Source organism: Streptomyces sp. NPDC005722 (assembly GCF_040630935.1).
Classification (GTDB): Bacteria; Actinomycetota; Actinomycetes; order Streptomycetales; family Streptomycetaceae; genus Actinacidiphila.
This window is the reverse complement of sequence record NZ_JBEXYN010000013.1, coordinates 117,222-136,407: the sequence shown is the minus strand read 5'-3', so window position 1 is coordinate 136,407 and position 19,186 is coordinate 117,222. Positions and strand designations below refer to the sequence as shown.

Here is a 19,186-nt window from a genome sequence, read left to right as displayed (position 1 = left end):
GGCGGTGCTCAGGGTGTGGGTGTGGTCGTCGCCCAGAACGCGGCGTTGCCGCGTCAGAGTGTCCTCGGCGAGGGTACGAGCCTGCTCCCTCTCGCCGAGCTCGGCCAGATGGATGGCAAGGTTGGAGGCGGTGCTCAGGGTGTGGGTGTGGTCGTCGCCCAGAACGCGGCGTTGCCGCGTCAGAGTGTCCTCGGCGAGGGTACGAGCCTGCTCCCTCTCGCCCAGCGCGGCCAGCCAGTTGGCGAGGTTGGAGGCAGCGCCGAGGGTGTCGGGGTGGTCCTCGCCCAGGACACGGCGTTGCCGCGTCAGGGTGTCCTCGCCGAGGGTGCGGGCGGCGTCGTGGTTGCCGATGTCGGCGTGGGCGCGGGTCAGGAAGGTGGCGGCCACCAGGGTGTCGTAGTGGTCGGGGCCCAGGGTGTCGGTCCATGCGTGAAGCAGGTGTTGGAGACGATCCAGGGCGGTGCGGGGCTGACCGCGCTCCATCAGGTACCAGCACGCGTCGCAGGCTGCGTAGCGTGCGACGTTGGTTGTGAGGGCGCCCGGGTTGATGGCGAGCAGGTGGGGCAGCAGGTCGGGCCAGCGTGGCCAGGTGGCCGGGTCGGCGGCGTCGCCGGGGTATGCGGCTTCGATGACCCAGCTGGCGTTGTCGGCGGCGTGGGCGTGCTGCGGGGGGGTGAGCTGGTCACGGAGGACGGCTTGGGTGAGGCGGTGCAGCTGGACGCTGCCGCCGCTAACGCGGGCCAGGCCGTGCCGGTCCAGGGCGCTTAGTACCCGTTGCACCGTTCGTGGTCCAGCCAGGATGCGAGCCACGGCGTTGTCGTTGGGGTTGTCGGACGATTTGCAGGCGTGGAGGGGGAAGGGGTCGGGGGCCAGGAGGGCGCAGGCGTTGAGCAGGGCGGCGGCGTCGGGGTCCTGCCCTGCCAGGCGTTGGGTGCTGAGCCGGATCTGGCCGGCCAGGGAGTACGGGTAGCCCAGCGGGGCGTCGCTGTCGGTGGCCTCGGCGGCATTGCGGGCGAGCTGGTCCAGGTACTGGTCGGGGATGAAGGCGGTCAAGGCTTCGCCAGCTTGCGCCAGCGCCAGCGGCAAGTCGTCCAATGCCTGCGCAATCCGGTCAGCGTCCACATCGCCCAGACTGGGTGTGCGGCTGCGCAGCAGGGCGACGGCTTCCGGTCTGGGCAGGGTGTCGACGTCGATGGGGGCGGCGAGGCTGTGCCAGCGGGGGTTGCGGGAGGTGATCAGCACATGCCCCGTCCCGTCCGGGCGATACGGCCGCAACGCGGCGGGATCTTCGGCGTTGTCGAAGACCAGCAGCCACCGCGACCGCCCCCGCAATTCCCTCTTCAAATCGATCAGCGCTTCGTCCACGGGGGTGTCGGCTTGGGCGGCGCCGGTCTCCACCGCGAGGGCGGCAAGCTGGTCGGGGATGAGGGCGGGATCTTCGGCGTTGATCCACCAAGCCAGTTCGTATTCGTTGCTGAAGCGGTGGGCGTATTCGATGGCCAGTTGGGTCTTGCCGACCCCGCCCCGCCCGTTCAACGCCAGCACCGTCACCGTCCCGGCACCGGTCAGCCGCTCCCGGGTTCGAATGAGGGCGTCGTCCCGGCCGGTGAAACCCGCATTCCGCCCGGGGATGTTCCACACCCGCGGCAGACCACTGCCGGGAAGCCGCGGCCCGGTCGCCCCCACCCGCTGCAACCTGCCCGCCGTGCCCCGCTGCCCCGGAAACCCCGGAGGTGTCGTCGGGACGCCGTCCGGGCCACTCACCGCCCCCAACAGCACCTCCCGAGCGGTGCCCTCCTCCAGGTCGAACAGATCCCGGTACAGGAGCGGCTTCAGAAGGGGCGGGGCGGTCACCTTCTCGATGCGCAGCGGAACCAGCTTGTCCTTACCAGTCAGCACCGCTGTCCACTCATCTGTGGTGAACCGGTCGGAGTCGAAGTAGGCGGCGGAATACAACGCGACCATCCGGTTGCCCTGCTCCAGCGCCTGGTTCATCCGCAGGATGAAGTTCTCCCCCGCTCCCCAGTGCCAGGCGTCCAACTCAACGTCATAGCCGGCGTCCGTCAGGTGCCAGGCCACCCACTCCGCCCACGCCCGATCCGGCGACGCATAACTGACGAACAACCGCCCGCCACCCACGAGAACAGAACCCCCGCCGTCCACACCGCACCCCCGACCTCACCACGTCCCACCACTGAGGCTAGAACCACCACCACCCACCCCGCCCCCACTTCGCCACACAACACCCCAAGCCGTTTCCCGGAACGCCGAGCCCAGGACCAGCGGTCGCGGAGGCTATTGAAAGCCGTGTGCCGGCAACGAGGTCGGGGATCCTCACCCTGTCCGTGGGGCGTTTCGGTCTGGGCGCTCAGGAGCCCTTGGGTGAGCGAGCGGAGCTCTCATTGCTGTCAGTGTTCGGGGACTGCTTCGAGGAGGTTGGGAACGCCGCAGGCGGTGGCCAGGAGGTCCGCGTAGGCGGTCAGGGTGGTGCGGGCGTCACGCAGCGCGGTGCGGAGCTCTCCGGCCTTGGGCCAGGCCTGCTCATGGTCGCGCCGGGAGCCGTCTGCGGGGCGGCGTGTCTCCCAGTCCTCCAGGGCGGGGTGCCAGGAAGCCAGCAGCGGGCGGAGACCGTAGTTGAGCATGGCCACGGCCAGATAGCCGAAGTTGTACTGGCCGTTCTTCTTGGGCTCGGCAACGTCGGGGCCGTACTTACGCAGCACCTCGCGGGTGGTATTAAACAGCGAATACAGGCTGCTCAGTGCTTCCCGCAGCAAGCCCTCGTCCTCACGAAGCGGCACCACCGAGACGCGGGTGACCAGCTCGACGTACAGCTCCCAGGCCGCGCGCCGTTCCGTGTCGTTGGGTTCCCAGGTGCCGGCAATCTCCAGCACCCGCAGGTTCAGCTTCACCTCTACGCTCTTCGGCGCCCGCACCATCATCCGCTCCTTCGCCCGGCTTCCGTGACCTGAAGGATTCGCCCCTCGCGGTCACCGTATCGGCCCGATCACGGGTGACGCTGCGACCTCGGAGTCATCGAAGAATTGGAACCCGACGTTTCGCTATCCGAGGCCATCCAGCACACGGGCGGTGCTCAGGGTGTCGGGGTGATCTTCGCCCAGGACGCGGCGACGTCGGGTCAGGGTGTCCTCGGCCAGGGCGCGGGCCTGTTCGGTTACGCCGAGCGCGGCCAGCCAGATCGCGAGGTTGGAGGCGGTGGTCAGGGTGTTGGGGTGGTCCTCGCCCAGGACGCGGCGACGTCGGGCCACGGTGTCCTCGGCCAGGGCGCGGGCCTGTTCGGTTACGCCGAGCGCGGCCAGCCAGATCGCGAGGTTGTGGGCGGTGAGCAGGGCGTCGGGGTGGTCGTCGCCCAGGACATGGCGTTGCCGGGTCAGGGTGTCCTCGGAAGTGGCGTCTCCCCTCGCCCGGCGTCCGTATGACCTTCGCCATGCCGGGGTGTCGTTCTGGCTCAGCTCGGGAGTGGACCCGATGGAGTGCGCACGGAGGGCCGGCCACAGCCTCGCCGTCCTTCTGCGGGTCTACGCCAAGGTGCTCGCGCACACACGGGAGCGGGCCAACGAGCGCATCGACGCGGCGCTCAGGGAGTGGCACACGCCGGAGCCTCCGTCCCCCGGGGACACCTGGGGGACACGCCCTGATCAGGGCTGCTACTCATCCGAGACAGGGTGAGACAAAGCCACTGTTTTCGGTTCTTGTTCGGTAGTGCTGGAACGGGCACGAAAAAAGCCCCTCTGATCAGCGTTTCCACTGGTCAGAGGGGCTTTTCGCTCCTGTGGCGGCGCCAGGATTCGAACCTGGGTAGGCTAAGCCGACGGATTTACAGTCCGCTCCCATTGGCCACTCGGGCACACCGCCTGGGAAGTGTCTCCGCGGGCCGCTTGTGTGCGGTCCCCGTGGCGACGTCGTAAACAATACCCGATGCGCGGGGGTGCTCCGCCACCCTATTGATCAGCGCTTCGGGCGGGTCCGGTGGCTAGGCTTGCGGGGGCGGCCCGGAGGCGGGTCGCGGACCCGACGGATCAGAGCCAAGGAGCCAACTGAAGATGGCCGACTCCAGTTTCGACATCGTCTCGAAGGTCGAGCGGCAGGAGGTCGACAACGCCCTCAACCAGGCCGCCAAGGAGATCTCGCAGCGCTACGACTTCAAGAACGTCGGCGCGTCGATCTCGTGGTCCGGGGACAAGATCCTGATGCAGGCCAACTCCGAGGAGCGGGTCAAGGCCATCCTGGACGTCTTCGAGACCAAGCTGGTCAAGCGGGGGATCTCGCTGAAGTCGCTGGACGCGGGCGAGCCCCAGCTGTCCGGCAAGGAGTACAAGATCTTCGCGACCATCGAGGAAGGCATCTCGCAGGAGAACGCCAAGAAGGTCGCCAAGATCATCCGCGATGAGGGGCCCAAGGGCATCAAGGCGCAGGTCCAGGGCGAGGAGCTGCGCGTGACGTCCAAGAGCCGGGACGACCTGCAGGCCGTCATCGCACTGCTGAAGGGCAAGGACCTCGACTTCGCGCTGCAGTTCGTGAACTACCGCTGAGCGAGGCCCTGCCGAGGCCCCGGCCGGGAGGAGGCGGCCGGGGCCTTCGCCACGCGCACGACGGGGCGCATTCGGAGGGTGCCGCCCGGGAAGCCGCCGCAGGTGCGTAGTGTCTTCCTGTTAGGTCTCCCCAGGACCGCCCCGCCCGTCGACGGCGGACCCGGGGCAGCGTCTCGAGGATGGAGCCGGGCATGCACAGCCGCACCGCTTTGGTCGAGGACCTGATGAGCCGCTTCCCGCACGTCCCCCGCGAGGCGGTCATCAAGGAGGACCTGCTGCGCGGCGGGATCGCGTTCGACGAGTCGGCGCTCAGCGGCAACGAGGACGGCGACGTCAAACCGAAGTCGTACTTCATCTTCTCCTTCGACCACCGCACCCTCCCCGAGTTGGGCGCCGCCGCGCTGAAGCGGCCGCCGGAGGAGATCGTGCTCACCGGCGGGCCGTACGACCTGCGCCGCACGGTGGTGTCGGTGCGGGTGAACCCGGCCTCGCCGTACCGCGTGCGGGCGGGCGGACGCGGGGTGCTCGGGCTCTACCTCGACGGGGTGCGCATCGCGGACGTCGGCCTGCCGCCGATGCCGGCGTACTACCGGCACACCCTGGAGAACGGTAAGTCGGTGATGGAGGTCGCGCCGACGATCCAGTGGGGCTACCTGATCTACCTGACGGTCTTCCGCGTGTGCCAGTACTTCGGCGCCAAGGAGGAGTGCCAGTACTGCGACATCAACCACAACTGGCGCCAGCACAAGGCGGCCGGCCGCCCCTACACGGGCGTGAAGCCGGTCGAGGAGGTGCTGGAGGCGCTGGAGATCATCGACAAGTACGACGAGACGAAGTCCTCCACCGCCTACACCCTGACCGGCGGGGCGATCACCTCCAAGGTCGCCGGGCGCGACGAGGCGGACTTCTACGGCCACTACGCGAAGGCCATCGAGGAGCGCTTCCCCGGCCGCTGGATCGGCAAGGTCGTCGCGCAGGCGCTGCCCAAGGAGGACGTGCAGCGCTTCAAGGACTACGGCGTGCAGATCTACCACCCCAACTACGAGGTGTGGGACCGCCGTCTGTTCGAGCTGTACTGCCCCGGCAAGGAGCGTTACGTCGGCCGGGACGAGTGGCACCGGCGCATCCTGGACTCGGCGGAGATCTTCGGCCCGCGCAACGTGATCCCCAACTTCGTGGCGGGCGTGGAGATGGCGGAGCCGTTCGGCTTCACCAGTGTCGGGGAGGCGATCGACTCCACGGCGGAGGGCCTGCGCTTCTTCATGTCGCGGGGCATCACGCCGCGTTTCACGACCTGGTGCCCGGAGCCGACGACCCCGCTGGGCAAGGCGAACCCCGAGGGCGCGCCGCTGGAGTACCACATCCGCCTGCTGGACGTGTACCGCTCGACGCTGGAGGAGTACGGGCTGAGCTCGCCGCCCGGGTACGGCCCGGCCGGTCCCGGCAACGCGGTGTTCTCGGTGAGCTCGTTCATGGACAGCCTCCCGGCGTCGGCGCCCGCCGGAGTGAGCTGAGTGCCGGGCCTGCTGATCGTGCATCACACGCCGTCGCCCAACCTGCAGGCGATGTTCGAGGCGGTGGTCGCGGGCGCGACCACCGACGAGATCGAGGGCGTGGGCGTGGTGCGGCGGGCCGCCCTCGCGGCGACCGCCTCCGACGTGCTCGCGGCGGACGGCTACCTGCTGGGCACGACGGCGAACCTCGGCTACATGTCGGGGGCGCTCAAGCACTTCTTCGACCAGGTCTACTACCCCTGCCTGGACAGCACGCGCGGCCGCCCGTTCGGCTTCTACGTGCACGGCGGCAACGACGTCACGGGGACGGTGCGCGGGATCCGGTCGATCACCACGGGCCTGGGCTGGGAGCAGGCGGCGGCGGAGGTGACGGTCACCGGGGAGCCGTCCAAGGCCGATCTGCGGGCCTGCTGGGAACTGGGCGCGACGCTGGCCGCCGGCCTGGCGGAGTGACCGCACGGGCCCGGTGCCGACGTGCCGGGCCCATGCCCCCGTCCTACCGTGGAGGTGGAGGGAAGGGGGCAGCACCTATGGCACCCCGTGTCCTGGACGACGCGGCCCTGGACGCCCTGCGCGACGGCTTCGCCGGCGACGTCGTCGCACCGAGGGACGCGTCGTACGACGAGAGCCGCACCCTGTTCAACGCGATGATCGATCGCCGTCCGTCCGTGATCGCCCTGTGCGAGACGGTGGACGACGTCGCCGCGGCCATCCGCTTCGGCCGCGAGCGCGGGCTGGAGGTCTCCGTCCGCGGGGGCGGCCACAGTGTCTCCGGCAACGCGCTGACCGACAGCGGCATCGTCGTCGACCTGCGGCGCATGCACGCGGTGGTGGTCGACCCGGCGGCGCGCACGGCGCGGGTGGGCGGGGGCGCCACGATGAGCCATCTGGACCGGGCGACGCAGCCGTTCGGCCTGGCCACCACGGGGGGCCGGGTGTCCACGACCGGGGTGGGCGGTTTCACCCTCGGCGGCGGATCGGGCTGGCTGGAGCGGAAGTTCGGGCTGGCCTGCGACAACCTGGCGGAGGCCGAGCTGATGACGGCGGACGGCACCATGGTGCGGGCCGCCGAGGACGAGAACCCGGAGCTGTTCTGGGCGCTGCACGGGGGCGGCGGCAACTTCGGTGTCGCCACCTCGCTCACACTGCGGCTGCACCCGCTGCCCGCCGCCACCCTGGCCGTGCTGCTGTGGCCGCCGGAGGCCGGTCCCGAGGTGCTGCGCGCCTACCGCACCCTGCTGGCGTCGGCGCCGGACGAGGTGGGCGGGGGCATGCTCTTCCTGACCGGGCCGCCGGAGGAGTTCGTGCCCGAGCACCTGGTGGGCACGCTGGCCTGCGCCGTGGTGTTCACGTACGCGGGCACCGAGGACGCGGCGCGCGAGGTGCTGGAACCGCTGCTCGCGCTCGCCCCGCACGGCCGCATGGTGGCGGAGATGCCCTACGCGGACCTGCAGTCGGCGCTCGACGACCCGCCGGGCTACCGGAACCACTGGTCGGCGGAGTACCTGGACGACTTCCCGGACGCGGCCGTGGAGCGCTTCTGCGCGCGTGCCCGGGACATGGTGGTCCCCTCCCCCTCCCAGCACGTGCTGTTCCCCGTGGGCGGCGCCGTGGCGCGCCCTCCGGCCGACTACCCGCTGCCCTGGCGCCGGGCGCCGTGGGTCGCGCACCCCTTCGGCCTGTGGGCGGATCCGGCGGACGACGAGCGGGCCCGGAAGTGGGCGCACGACGTCCGCGCCGACCTGCGGCAGTGGTCCTCGGGCGCGGTCTACCTGAACTTCATCGGCAACGAGGGCGAGGGCCGGGTGATCGCCGGTCTCGGCGCGCACAACCTGGGGCGGCTGGGCCGGGTGAAGACCGAGTACGACCCGGAGAACGTGTTCCGGCTCAACCACAACATCGAGCCGGGCTGAGGCCCTGCCGGGGCGTTCCGGGCGCCGGGTTCAGCGGGTGGCGTACGGGGCGTCCACGGGGACGATCTCGCGGCCGAGCGGCACCAGGGAGATCGGCACCATCTTGAAGTTGGCGATGCCGAACGGGATGCCGATGATCGTCAGGCAGAAGCCGATGCCCGCGATCACGTGGCCGATGGCGAGCCAGATCCCCGCGAAGACCAGCCAGATGATGTTCCCGAGCAGCGACCCGACCCCCGCGTCGCGGCGTTCCACCGTGGTGCGGCCGAAGGGCCACAGCACGTAGTTGGCGATCCTCAGGGACGCGATCCCCCAGGGGATGGTGACGATGAAGATGAACATCAGCAGGCCCAGCAGGGCGTAGCCGATCGCCATCCACAGGCCCCAGATCACCAGCCACACGACGTTCAGGACGATGTTGACCGCCTTCATGGCCCAAGCCTCCCATGCGTCCGGTGGCCCCGCCCGTCAGGGGGGCGCGGGAGCCGCCGCTCCGTCAGGCGTCCCCCACAGGGCCCGTACCCGCGTACGGGCCGGACCGCACGCCGGTGTCAGCGGCGGTGGCCGGCCATCTCCTCGAGGCGGGCGATGCGCTCGCCCATCGGGGGGTGGGTGGAGAAGAGCTTGGAGACGTCGCCGGGGCGGAACGGGTTGGCGATCATGAGGTGGCTGGTGGTCTCCAGCCGGGGCTCGGGCGGCAACGGGGCGCGCTTGGTGCCCGTCTCCAGCTTGCGCAGCGCGGAGGCGAGGGCGAGCGGGTCGCCGGTGAGGCGGGCGCCGGAGGCGTCGGCCTCGTACTCCCGGGAGCGGCTGACGGCGAGCTGGATGAGGGAGGCGGCGACGGGGCCGAGGATCATCATCAGCAGCAGGCCGAACAGGCCGGGGCCCTCGTCGTCGTCGGAGCGGCCGACGGGGATCAGCCAGGCGAAGTTGACCAGGAACACGACCACGGAGGCCAGGGCGCCCGCGACGGAGGAGATGAGGATGTCGCGGTTGTAGACGTGGCTCAGTTCGTGGCCGATGACGCCGCGCAGTTCGCGCTCGTCGAGGAGGCGCAGGATGCCCTCGGTGCAGCACACGGCGGCGTTGCGCGGGTTGCGGCCGGTCGCGAAGGCGTTGGGGGCCTCGGTCGGGGAGATGTAGAGCCGCGGCATGGGCTGCCGGGCGGAGGTGGAGAGTTCGCGCACCATGCGGTAGAGCGCCGGCGCCTCGAACTCGCTGACCGGGCGGGCACGCATGGAGCGCAGCGCGATCTTGTCGCTGTTCCAGTACGCGTAGGCGTTGGTCCCGAGGGCTACGACGAGTGCGACGATCAGTCCGGTACGGCCGAAGAAGCTGCCGATGACCAGGATGAGAGCCGACATTCCGCCCAGGAGCGCGGCGGTCTTCAGGCCGTTGTGCCGGCGGTGCACGGTACACCCTCCAAGTTGTGCATCGGGAGGACCTTCTCTCCTCGTCCAAGGAGAACCTCCCGTAGGGGCCAACGCCACCGGAGGGGCGTTAGTTCCCTTGTGCACCTTCCTGCCGGGTGCTCAGAGCAGGGTCGCGGAGGCGAAGCGGAGGACGAGCTGGGGCGCTCCGGACAGCACGACGCCGACGACGGCGGTGATCGCGATGGCGGCGCCGAGCGGGCGCGAGGGACCCGCAGGGCGGACCGCTGCGGCCGGCTCCGTGCCGGGCTTCGCGAAGAGCAGGAACGTCCAGCGGAGGTAGTACACGAGGGCGATCACGACGTTGACGGCCATGACCGCGGCCAGCCAGCCGAGGCCCGCGTCGACGGCCGAGGAGAAGACGGCGACCTTGGCGAACAGGCCGATGACGCCGGGCGGCAGGCCGGCCAGGCAGAGCAGGAAGAAGGCCATGGCGAGCGCGGCGAGGGGGTGGCGGCCGTGCAGGCCCCGGTAGTCGGTGAGCCGGTTCTGCGGGGCGGAGCGGCCGACGAGCGCGGCGACGCCGAAGGCGCCGAGGTTCACGGCGGCGTACATCAGCGCGTAGGCGAGGGTGGTGCCGACCTGGCGGTCGGGGTCGGTGTACGCGGCGGCGGCGATCGGGACCAGCAGGTAGCCCGCCTGGCCGATGGACGACCAGGCCAGCAGGCGGACGGCGCTGCGCGGGCGGTCGGGGCGCTGCACCAGCGCGGCGACGTTGCCGACGGTCATCGTGAGGGCGGCCAGGACGGCGACGGCGGGGCCCCAGACGTGCGCGTACGGCCGGAAGGCGACGACGGTGACGAGGATGAGGCCGGCGAACCCGGCGGCCTTGCCGACGACCGACAGGTAGCCGGCGACGGGGAGCGGGGCACCGGTGTAGGTGTCGGGCACCCAGAAGTGGAAGGGGGCGACGGCGAGCTTGAAGGCGAAGCCGACGACGGTGAGGGCGGCGCCCGCGGCGGCGAGCGTGTCCAGGCGGGGGTCGACGTTCTGCAGTCCCTTGGCCATGGCCTCCAGGTGGAGGGTGCCGGTGGCGGCGTAGACGAAGCTGACGCCCAGCAGGGTGACGGCGGTCGCGGCGACCGAGGAGAGGAAGAACTTCAGGGCCGCCTCGCTCGACAGCCGGTCGCCGCGGCGCAGGCCGACCAGGGCGAACGAGGGGAGCGTGGTGACCTCCAGGGCGATCACGAGGGTCGCCAGGTCGCGGGAGGCGGGCAGCAGCGCGGCGCCGGAGGCGGAGGAGAGCAGCAGGAACCAGAACTCGCCGGCGGGCAGCTCGTCGAGGGTGTGCACCGACAGCAGGGCGGCGACGAGCGCTCCGGCCAGCACCAGCAGCTGCACGACGAGCGTGAAGCGGTCGGCGACGTAGGAGCAGTCGGCGGGGCTGCCGACGAGGCAGAAGGTGGTGCGGTCGCCGTCGAGCAGCGGCAGCAGGCTGAGCCCGGCCAGCACGAGTCCGGCGAGGGTGATCGCCACCAGGGGCCGCTTGCGGCCCTCGGGCAGGAAGAGGTCGGCGACCAGCACGACGATCGCGGCCACCGCCACGATGCCGGGCGGGGCGATCGCGGCCCAGTCGACCGACTGGACGACGGAGGTGGCGAGGGCGCTCATCAGCTGCCTCCGAGCAGGGTGCGAACGGCCGGGTCGGTGAGGCCGAGCAGGGCGGCGGGCCACAGGCCGGCGAGGACGGTCAGGACGACGAGCGGGGTCCAGGCCGCGAACTCGTAGCCCCGGACGTCCGCGAGCTCCGGCGCGGCGTGGACGGTGTCGCGTTCGCCCATGCACACGCGGCGTACGACGACGAGCAGGTACGCGGCGGTGAGCAGGGTGCCGAAGGCGGCGACCGCGGTGAAGACCAGGTAGGCGCCGCGGTCCAGGCCCGGGGCGGGCTTGAAGGAGCCGAACATCGCCAGCATCTCGCCCCAGAAGCCGGCCAGGCCCGGCAGGCCCAGGGAGGCGACGGCCGCGAAGGCGAGCAGGCCGCCCATGCGGGGTGCCTTGCCGTACAGCGCGGCGCCGGTCTGCCCGGCGAGGGTGTCCAGGTCGGTGGAGCCGTAGCGGTCCTTGAGGGCGCCGACCAGGAAGAAGAGCAGGCCGGTGATCAGCCCGTGGGCGACGTTGGCGAAGAGCGCGCCGTTGACGCCGGTGGGGGTCAGGGTGGCGATGCCCAGCAGCACGAAGCCCATGTGGCCGACGGAGCTGTAGGCGATGAGGCGCTTGAGGTCGCCGCCCCCGCCGCGCCGGGCGAGGGCCAGGCAGGCCAGCGACCCGTAGACGATGCCGACGACCGCGAAGGCGGCCAGGTAGGGCGCGAAGGTCTGCATGCCCTCGGGGGCGACCGGCAGCAGGATCCGTACGAACCCGTACGTGCCCATCTTGAGCAGGACGCCGGCCAGGAGCACCGAGCCGACCGTGGGGGCGGCGGTGTGGGCGTCGGGGAGCCAGCTGTGCAGCGGCCACATCGGGGCCTTGACGGCGAGGCCGAGGCCGATGGCGAGGACGGCGATCAGCTGCGTGGAGTGACCGAGCGGTGACCCGTTGTCAGTGGCGAGTGCCACCATGTCGAATGTGCCCGCCTTCAGCCCGATGAGGAGCAGGCCGAGCAGCATGATCACGGAACCGAGCAGTGTGTAGAGGATGAAGCGGAGGGCGGACTTCTCCCGCTTCTCGCCGCCCCAGCGGGCGATGAGGAAGTACATCGGGATGAGGACGGTCTCGAAGGCGAGGAAGAAGAGCACCAGGTCGAGCACGGCGAAGGTGGCGAGCGTGCCCGTCTCCAGGAGGAGCAGGAGCGCCACGAAGGCCTTCGGGGAAGGACCCGCGGGCATCTTGAAGTAGCTGTAGAGCGCGCAGAGGAAGGTCAGCAGCGCGGTCAGGACGAGGAGGGGGAGGCTGATGCCGTCGATGCCGAGGTGGATGCGGACGCCGAGCGCCGGGATCCAGCTGATGTCGGTGTTCGCCTGCATCGTCGCGGGGTGGTCGTGGTCGAAGCCCGCGGCCAGGACGATGCTCAGGACGAGGACGAGCCCGGTGACGGTGACGCCGTGGCGGAGCACCGCCTGGTCGGGGTTCCTCCCCTTCAGACCGGGCGGGGGCGGCAGCAGGGCCGCGGCGGCGCCGAGCAGCGGCAGGAGGACGGCGGCCGCGAGGACGTACTGGAGGACGGTGTCGTTCACGGCTCACGCTCCGACGGCGACGAGGACGGCGAGGATCACGGAGCCGGCCAGCAGCACGCTGATATAGGTCTGCACGTTGCCCGTCTGGGTGCGGCGTACGAGGGCGCCGAGCAGCCGGGGCAGTCCGCCCGCGCCGCGGACGTACGTCTCGACGACCTCACGGTCGAGGAAGCGGACGAGGCCGGAGGCGGCAAGCACGGGGCGGACGAAGAGCGCCGCGTAGAGGGCGTCGAGACGGAAGCCGTGGGAGGCGGGCCCGAAGAGCGGGCCGAGCAGCAGGCGTCCGGGGTCGGCGGGGTCCTGGGCGGCGGCGACGTCCCCGTAGACCTGCTCGTGGGTCTGCAGGGCCGCGGCCTCGGTGAGCGCCGGCTCCTCCTCGGCGGCCTCGGCGGTGACGACCGCGCCGAGCGGGGTGCCGCGGCGGGACGCGGTCGCCTGCCAGGCGCCGTAGGTCGCGAGGATGCCGACGACGGCGAGGCCGACGCCGAGGATCGAGGTGACCAGGGTCGGGGCGAGGGCGTTGCCGTCCAGCCAGGAGGGGAGGTCGAGGAGCGAGGGCACGAGGGCGACGGCGCCGAAGGCGAGGGTCGGAACGGCCAGCACCCACAGGACGAGGGCCATGACGGCCGGTTCCCTGCCGTGGGCCTCGGGGGCCGTGGCGCCGTGGCCGCGGAAGGCGAGGAGGAACAGGCGGGTCGCGTAGCCCGCGGTGAGCACGGCGGTGATCAGCGCGGCGACCAGGACGAGCCAGCCGACGGCCGAGGGCACGGCCTCGGCGTGGCCGGAGGCGGCGTGCTCGGCCGCCCGCAGCACCGACTCCTTGGAGAAGAAGCCGGAGAAGGGCGGGACGGCGGCCAGGGCGGCCAGCGCGATGGCCATGGTCCACATGGCGTCGGGGACGCGCTTGCCGAGGTCGCCCATGCGGGACATCGCGGCCAGCGAGTTGGTGCCTGCGGCGTGGATGACGACGCCGGCGGCGAGGAAGAGGAGGGCCTTGAAGGCACCGTGCGAGACGAGGTGGAACACGGCGGCGCTGCGGTCGCCGACGGCGAGTGCGGCGGCCATGTAGCCGAGCTGGCCGATCGTCGAGTAGGCGAGCACGCGTTTGATGTCGTCCTGCGCGAGCGCGGCCAGTCCCGAGCCGATCATGGTGACGGCGGCGAGCACGCCCAGCACCGCCAGGGTGACGGTGGAGGCCTCGAAGACCGGCAGCAGCCGGGCGACGAGGTAGATGCCGGCCGCGACCATCGTGGCGGCGTGGATCAGCGCGGACACCGGGGTGGGGCCGGCCATCGCGTCGGGCAGCCAGGTGTGCAGCGGGAACTGCGCCGACTTGCCGGCGACCCCGGCGAGGAGCAGCAGGCCGACGACGGTCGGGTGCGCGATCTGGCCGTGGGTGGCGGCGGTCAGGATGCCGTTGATCCGGAAGGTGCCGGCGTCGGCGGCGAGCGCGAACACACCGATCAGGAAGGGGACGTCACCGAGCTTGGTGACGAGGAAGGCCTTGAGGGAGGCGGCCCGGGCGACCTCGGTCTCCCAGTAGTGGCCGACCAGGAAGTACGAGCAGATGCCCATGACCTCCCAGCCGACCAGCAGCACCATCAGGTCGCCGGTGTAGACGACCAGGAACATGGCGGCGGTGAAGAGGGAGACGAGGGCGGAGTAGGAGGCGTAGCGCGGGTCGTGGCGCAGGTAGGCCGTGGAGTACAGCTGCACGCAGGTGGCGACCAGGCCGACGAGGACGGCGATCAGCACCGCGAAGCCGTCGAGGTGCAGGGCGAGGTCGACGGGCACGGAGCCGGTCGGGGTGAGCCGGGTCGCGGCGTCGGTGGCCGGGCCGCTGCCCTGCCGTACGGCGACGACGACGGCCAGCACGAAGGCGGTCGCGGTGGGCAGCACGGCCAGCGGCCGGACGAAGCCGGGGGCGGTGCGGCCGAGCAGCAGGCCGCCGACGGCGCCGAGGAAGGGCAGGAGGGGGACGAGGACGGCGAGGGTCGTCAGGGTCACGCTGCGGCCTCGGCCTTCTCTTCGGGTGCGGAGGGCCCGTCCCCTTCGCCCTGCGGGTCGTGCGGGTCGTGCGGTCCGTGCTCGGCGAGGTCGGTGAGGCGGTCGACGTCCGAGCTGCCCCGGTTGCGGTACACGAGCAGGACGACGGCGAGGCCGATGCCGATCTCGGCGGCGGCGATGACGATGACGAACAGCGTCAGCGCCTGCCCGGCGTGGAGGGTGTCGCGGAGCCAGACGTCGAAGGCGACCAGGTTGAGGTTGACCGCGTTCAGCATCAGCTCGACCGACATCAGGACGAGGATCGCGTTGCGCCGGGCGAGGACGCCGTACAGGCCGACGGAGAACAGGAGGGCGGCGAGGACGGCGGGGTAGGCGAGATGCATCAGCGCTCTCCCGGCTGCTGACGGGACTGCTTGCGGGACAGGACGATCGCACCGACGAGCGCGGCGAGCAGGAGCACGGACAGCGCCTCGAACGGCAGCACCCAGTGCCGGAAGAGGATCTGTCCGGTGACCTTGGTGGATCCCTGCGCGGCGCCGTCCACGTCGATCCAGGTGGCCCGGAAGGCGTCGACCACGACCCACACGAGCGTGCCCGCGGCGGCGACGGCCACGGCCAGCGCCGCGATCCGGTTGCCCGAATCGGCGTCCGGGGAACGGCCGATGGGCGCCTTGGTGAGCATCAGCCCGAACAGCACGAGCACGACGACGGACCCGACGTAGATCAGCACCTGCACCCAGGCGATGAACTCGGCGGTGAGGAGGAGGTATTCGACGGCCACGCCACCGAGCGCGACGACCAGCCACAGGGCGGCGTGCACCAGTTGCTTCGTGGTGACGCTGACGACTGCGGCGGCCAGGGTCGCGACGCCGACGAGGACGAAGACGATCTCGACGCCGGTCGGGGACAGGAAACCGGGGTGGGCGGCGGAGAGGTTCACGCGTCGCCCCCCGGCTCCTCGGCCTGGGTCTGGGTGGCCGCCTGGGCCTCGGCCTCTGCGGCGGCTGCCGCGGCGGCGGCCTTCTCCGCGGTCTTGCGGGCGGCGCCGATCTCCTTGGGCTCCTCGGCGGCGGGGTCGAGCGGCGGCGGGGCCGGCACCGTCCACATCCACTCGCGCAGCTTGTCGCGTTCGTGGGTGAGTTCGAGGATGTCGGTCTCCGCGTACTCGAACTCCGGCGACCAGAAGAGGGCGTCGAAGGGGCACACCTCGATGCAGATGCCGCAGTACATGCAGAGCGAGAAGTCGATGGCGAAGCGGTCGAGCACGTTGCGGCTGCGTTCGCGGCCGCCGGGGGTGGCGGCGGGCACCGTCTCCTTGTGGGAGTCGATGTAGATGCACCAGTCGGGGCACTCGCGGGCGCACAGCATGCAGACCGTGCAGTTCTCCTCGAACAGCGCGATCACACCACGGCTGCGGGGCGGCAGGTCGGGCTGCACCTCGGGGTACTGCGCGGTGTGCGAGCGGCGGGTCATCGTGCGCAGGGTGACGGCGAGGCCCTTGGCCAGGCCGGAACCGGGGACGCCCATCAGGAGATCACCACCTTCACCACGCCGGTGAGCGCGATCTGGGCCAGGGCGAGCGGGATGAGGACGGTCCAGGCGAGCCGCTGCAACTGGTCCTCGCGCAGCCGGGGGTAGGTGACCCGCAGCCAGATGACGACGAAGGCCAGGGCCGCGGTCTTGAGCAGCGTCCACAGCCAGCCGACGCTGCCGGACCAGGGGCCGTGCCAGCCGCCGAGGAACAGGACGGTGGTCAGACCGCACAGCACGACGATGCCGGCATACTCGGCGAGCAGGAACAGGGCGAAGCGCATCCCCGTGTACTCGGTGTACGCACCGAAGATGATCTCCGAGTCCGCGACGGGCATGTCGAACGGCGGGCGCTGGAGTTCGGCGAGGCCGGCGGTGAAGAACACGACGGCGCCGATCAGCTGCCACGGCGTCCACCACCAGGCGTACGCGTCGACGATGCCGGGCAGCGAGAGCGTCCCGGCCGCCATGGCGACGGACGCGGCGGCGAGCAGCATCGGCAGCTCGTACGACATCAGCTGCGCGGCGGTGCGCAGACCGCCGAGGAGGGAGAACTTGTTGGCGGAGGCCCAGCCGGCCATCAGCGAGCCGAGCACGCCGACGCCCATGACGGCGAGGACGAAGAACAGGCCCGCGTCGATGTCCTGACCGACGAGCCCGTCGGGGCCGACCGGGATCGCGACGAGCACGAGGAGGTAGGGCAGCAGCGCGACGGCGGGCGCGAGTTGGAAGATCTTCCGGTCCGCGTCGGCCGGGACCACGTCCTCCTTCTGCGCGAACTTCACGCCGTCGGCGACGAGCTGGGCCCAGCCGTGGAAGCCGCCGGCGTACATGGGCCCGAGGCGGCCCTGCATGTGGGCCATGACCTTGTGCTCGGTCTGGCCGACGACCAGGGGCAGGACGAGGAAGGCGACGAGCACGGCGAGCAGCCGGAGGATCACTTCGAGGGCGTCGCTCACGGTGTGCTGCCTCCTTCTGCGTCGTCGGGGTCGGAGCTGCCGGCGGCTTCGCCGCCCGGTGCGGGCCGCGCGGGTTCGTCCTCCGCGCCGCCGGCCGCTGTGGCTTCCCCTGCGGGAGGCCGGTCGCCGTCGGCCGCGTCGGGCCGCCCGTCCGCGGCCGGCGAACCCGCGGAGGGCTCGGCGGGGGCGGGGGCGGGCTCGGCGGGTGCCGCCTCGGGGGCGGGCGTGTCCCGGGGGACGTCCCAGGGGGCGTCCGGGGTGCGCTTGCGGGGCGTCGCGGGGGCCGCGGGGGTCTCCGTGGCCGGCGCCGCAGGGGTCCCTGCGGGGGCGGTCTGGCTGACGGAGCCGTCGCCGGCCGAGCGGGTTCGGCGCGGGGTCGCGGCAGGGGCGGCGGCCGGGGCCGCGTCGCCCTGGCTCGCGGAGCCCTCGGTGACGCTGCGGGTACGCCGTGCGGGGCGCTCGGCGGCGCCCGCCGCACCGGCACCCGCGGCACCGGCCGCGCGCGGGGTGCGGGCGGGTCGTGCCGGGGCGGGCGGCAACTGCCCCTTCAGCGGGCCCCACTCGTTGGGGTCGGGCACGCCCGGTGGCAGCATCTGGCGGCGCTTGGGCCCGCCGTGCTCGGACTCGCCCGGCTCCTTCGCGCCCGGCCAGGCCTTGGCGACGCGCGCCGCCAGCACGAAGTCCTTGCGCAGCGGGTGCCCCTCGAAACCGTCGGGCAGCAGCAGCGGCACCAGGTGCGGGTGGCCGGTGAAGCCGACGCCGAACATCTCGTGCGTCTCGCGCTCGTGCCAGGCGGCGCCCGCGTAGACGCCGGTGGCCGTCGCCAGGGCCGGTGCCTCGTGCGGGACGGTCGTACGGATCATCAGCCGCCGCACGGAGCCGACCGCGGGGGCCACGACGTGGGCGCAGACCCGGAAGCCGGTGCCGGGTTCGTCGACGGCGCTGAGCCAGTCGAAGAAGGTGCAGCCGAGGGTGTCCCGGGCGGCCCGCAGGGCGTCCGTCCACGACGCGGCGGGGACGTCGACGGTGAGCAGACCGTACGCCTCCTCCGCCGTGGCCCCGGCGCCGAAGACCTCGGCGACGGCGTCCGGTTCGGGGAGCCGGTCGAAGGGCGTGGTCACTTCGCGGCCTCCCCGGGCGGCGGCGGGGCCTGGACGAGGCCGCTGCGCAGCGCCGCGGTGGACGCGTGCGGGGTGCCGCCGTCGCCGTAGCGCTCGCCGAGCGATTCGCGGGCGATCTTCTCCTGGAGCTTGAGGATGCCCTGCAGCAGCGCCTCGGGTCGCGGCGGGCAGCCGGGCACGTAGACGTCGACGGGGATGATCTGGTCGACGCCCTTGGTCACCGAGTACGAGTCCCAGTAGGGCCCGCCGCAGTTGGAGCAGGCGCCGAAGGAGATGACGTACTTCGGCTCGGGCATCTGCTCGTACAGCCGCTTGACGGCCGGGGCCATCTTGTCGGTGACGGTGCCGGAGACGACCATGAGGTCGGCCTGGCGCGGGCCGGGCGCGAAGGGGATCACGCCGAGCCGGATGAAGTCGTGCCGGGCCATGGACGCGGCGATGAACTCGATGGCGCAGCAGGCGAGCCCGAAGTTGAAGACCCACAGGCTGTAGCGGCGGCCCCAGTTCAGGACCACCTTCATCGGTTCCGGCGCCAGGCGCGCCAGCGTTCCGAGGCGGCGCGGCTCCGGCAGGTACTCGGGAGTGCTCACATCGGTCACTTCGGTCACGTCCATTCCAGGACGCCCTTCTTCCAGGCGTAGAGCAGACCGACGGCGAGGAAGCCGAGGAAGACGAACATCTCGACCAGCGTCGTGCCGCCGTACCCCTCGGCGGCGAACACCGTCGCCCAGGGGAAGAGGAAGATCGCGTCGACCGCGAAGATGACGTAGAGGAAGGAGTAGACGTAGTAGCGGACCTGGGTGTGCGCCCAGCCCTCGCCGACGGGGTCGACGCCGCACTCGTACGTGAGCATCTTCTCCTGCGTCGGCACGACGGGCCGCAGCAGGCGACCGGCTCCGAAGGCCACGGTCACGAAGAGCACCCCGAGCACCGCGACCAGCCCGACGACCGAGTAGCCGTGGAAGTAGTCCACGTCCGTCCGCCCC

Annotated in this window: 19 protein-coding genes, 1 tRNA gene and 1 pseudogene; 5 read left to right on the top strand and 16 right to left on the bottom strand. The window is 71.6% G+C overall.

The features are described 5' to 3' along the window. The 3 genes from fxsT to ABZ479_RS17640 all read right to left on the bottom strand — a co-directional run. Positions 1-2,139: FxSxx-COOH system tetratricopeptide repeat protein (fxsT, locus tag ABZ479_RS17650; RefSeq protein WP_500462441.1), on the bottom strand; the 2,139-nt coding region annotated here is incomplete at its 3' end. Between the two features lie 269 nt (positions 2,140-2,408). Then, the gene (locus ABZ479_RS17645; protein WP_500462440.1) at positions 2,409-2,909 is read right to left on the bottom strand and encodes a hypothetical protein; all 501 of its coding nucleotides are present in this window, start codon (positions 2,907-2,909) and stop codon (positions 2,409-2,411) included. Positions 2,910-3,059: 150 nt separating this feature from the next. Beyond that, positions 3,060-3,317 (bottom strand): tetratricopeptide repeat protein, encoded by a 258-nt coding sequence (locus ABZ479_RS17640; protein WP_500462485.1) that lies wholly within the window; start codon positions 3,315-3,317, stop codon positions 3,060-3,062. Positions 3,318-3,408: 91 nt separating this feature from the next. Between ABZ479_RS17640 and ABZ479_RS17635 the strand changes: the two are divergent. Next, positions 3,409-3,687, top strand: a pseudogene (locus tag ABZ479_RS17635) (hypothetical protein); the annotation flags it as partial. 104 nt (positions 3,688-3,791) lie between these two features. Here ABZ479_RS17635 and ABZ479_RS17630 read toward each other — a convergent pair. Then, positions 3,792-3,873: transfer RNA gene (locus ABZ479_RS17630), tRNA-Tyr, on the bottom strand. 188 nt (positions 3,874-4,061) lie between these two features. Between ABZ479_RS17630 and ABZ479_RS17625 the strand changes: the two genes are divergently transcribed. The 4 genes from ABZ479_RS17625 to ABZ479_RS17610 all read left to right on the top strand — a co-directional run bounded on the left by ABZ479_RS17625 (position 4,062) and on the right by ABZ479_RS17610 (position 7,977). Continuing rightward, on the top strand, positions 4,062-4,550 hold the full coding sequence (locus tag ABZ479_RS17625) for a YajQ family cyclic di-GMP-binding protein (RefSeq protein ID WP_018558836.1): 489 nt from the start codon (positions 4,062-4,064) through the stop codon (positions 4,548-4,550). Positions 4,551-4,741: 191 nt separating this feature from the next. Continuing rightward, positions 4,742-6,064, top strand: a complete 1,323-nt coding sequence (locus ABZ479_RS17620) for a radical SAM protein (protein WP_499606413.1) — start codon at positions 4,742-4,744, stop codon at positions 6,062-6,064. Beyond that, complete coding sequence (locus ABZ479_RS17615; protein ID WP_500462439.1) at positions 6,065-6,517, top strand: flavodoxin family protein; 453 nt, start codon at positions 6,065-6,067, stop codon at positions 6,515-6,517. A gap of 77 nt (positions 6,518-6,594) precedes the next feature. Next, a complete protein-coding gene (locus tag ABZ479_RS17610; RefSeq protein ID WP_500462438.1) occupies positions 6,595-7,977 on the top strand; it encodes an FAD-binding oxidoreductase in 1,383 nt (460 codons plus the stop codon). A 30-nt stretch (positions 7,978-8,007) separates the two neighbouring features. On the opposite strand, the gene ABZ479_RS17605 is transcribed toward ABZ479_RS17610, so the two are convergent. The 12 genes from ABZ479_RS17605 to ABZ479_RS17550 form a co-directional block, all read right to left on the bottom strand. Further along, on the bottom strand, positions 8,008-8,409 hold the full coding sequence (locus ABZ479_RS17605; RefSeq protein ID WP_499606410.1) for a YccF domain-containing protein: 402 nt from the start codon (positions 8,407-8,409) through the stop codon (positions 8,008-8,010). Between the two features lie 119 nt (positions 8,410-8,528). Continuing rightward, entirely contained in the window at positions 8,529-9,389 is an 861-nt protein-coding gene (gene htpX / locus ABZ479_RS17600; RefSeq protein ID WP_499606409.1) for a zinc metalloprotease HtpX, read from the bottom strand. 120 nt (positions 9,390-9,509) lie between these two features. Continuing rightward, positions 9,510-11,018, bottom strand: a complete 1,509-nt coding sequence (locus ABZ479_RS17595; RefSeq protein WP_500462437.1) for an NADH-quinone oxidoreductase subunit N — start codon at positions 11,016-11,018, stop codon at positions 9,510-9,512. Beyond that, complete coding sequence (locus ABZ479_RS17590) at positions 11,018-12,583, bottom strand: complex I subunit 4 family protein (RefSeq protein WP_500462436.1); 1,566 nt, start codon at positions 12,581-12,583, stop codon at positions 11,018-11,020. The genes ABZ479_RS17595 and ABZ479_RS17590 overlap by 1 nt, the downstream gene beginning before the upstream one ends. A 3-nt stretch (positions 12,584-12,586) precedes the next feature. Next, positions 12,587-14,590 carry an NADH-quinone oxidoreductase subunit 5 family protein gene (locus ABZ479_RS17585; RefSeq protein ID WP_500462435.1) on the bottom strand — a complete coding sequence of 668 codons (2,004 nt, stop codon included), beginning with the start codon at positions 14,588-14,590 and terminating at the stop codon, positions 12,587-12,589. Continuing rightward, on the bottom strand, positions 14,587-14,973 hold the full coding sequence (gene nuoK / locus ABZ479_RS17580) for an NADH-quinone oxidoreductase subunit NuoK (RefSeq protein ID WP_500462434.1): 387 nt from the start codon (positions 14,971-14,973) through the stop codon (positions 14,587-14,589). The genes ABZ479_RS17585 and nuoK overlap by 4 nt, the downstream gene beginning before the upstream one ends. Continuing rightward, complete coding sequence (locus ABZ479_RS17575) at positions 14,973-15,530, bottom strand: NADH-quinone oxidoreductase subunit J family protein (RefSeq protein ID WP_499513364.1); 558 nt, start codon at positions 15,528-15,530, stop codon at positions 14,973-14,975. The genes nuoK and ABZ479_RS17575 overlap by 1 nt, the downstream gene beginning before the upstream one ends. Next, positions 15,527-16,117, bottom strand: coding sequence for a NuoI/complex I 23 kDa subunit family protein (locus ABZ479_RS17570; protein ID WP_500462433.1), 591 nt, complete (start codon positions 16,115-16,117; stop codon positions 15,527-15,529). Before ABZ479_RS17570 ends, ABZ479_RS17575 begins: the two co-directional genes overlap by 4 nt. Then, the gene (nuoH, locus tag ABZ479_RS17565) at positions 16,117-17,079 is read right to left on the bottom strand and encodes an NADH-quinone oxidoreductase subunit NuoH (protein WP_499606402.1); all 963 of its coding nucleotides are present in this window, start codon (positions 17,077-17,079) and stop codon (positions 16,117-16,119) included. The genes ABZ479_RS17570 and nuoH overlap by 1 nt, the downstream gene beginning before the upstream one ends. Next, entirely contained in the window at positions 17,076-18,200 is a 1,125-nt protein-coding gene (locus ABZ479_RS17560) for an NADH-quinone oxidoreductase subunit C (protein ID WP_500462432.1), read from the bottom strand. The genes nuoH and ABZ479_RS17560 overlap by 4 nt, the downstream gene beginning before the upstream one ends. Beyond that, the gene (locus tag ABZ479_RS17555; protein ID WP_500462431.1) at positions 18,197-18,814 is read right to left on the bottom strand and encodes an NADH-quinone oxidoreductase subunit B; all 618 of its coding nucleotides are present in this window, start codon (positions 18,812-18,814) and stop codon (positions 18,197-18,199) included. The genes ABZ479_RS17560 and ABZ479_RS17555 overlap by 4 nt, the downstream gene beginning before the upstream one ends. Beyond that, positions 18,805-19,173 carry an NADH-quinone oxidoreductase subunit A gene (locus ABZ479_RS17550; RefSeq protein ID WP_499606399.1) on the bottom strand — a complete coding sequence of 123 codons (369 nt, stop codon included), beginning with the start codon at positions 19,171-19,173 and terminating at the stop codon, positions 18,805-18,807. Before ABZ479_RS17550 ends, ABZ479_RS17555 begins: the two co-directional genes overlap by 10 nt. Positions 19,174-19,186: the final 13 nt, after the last annotated feature.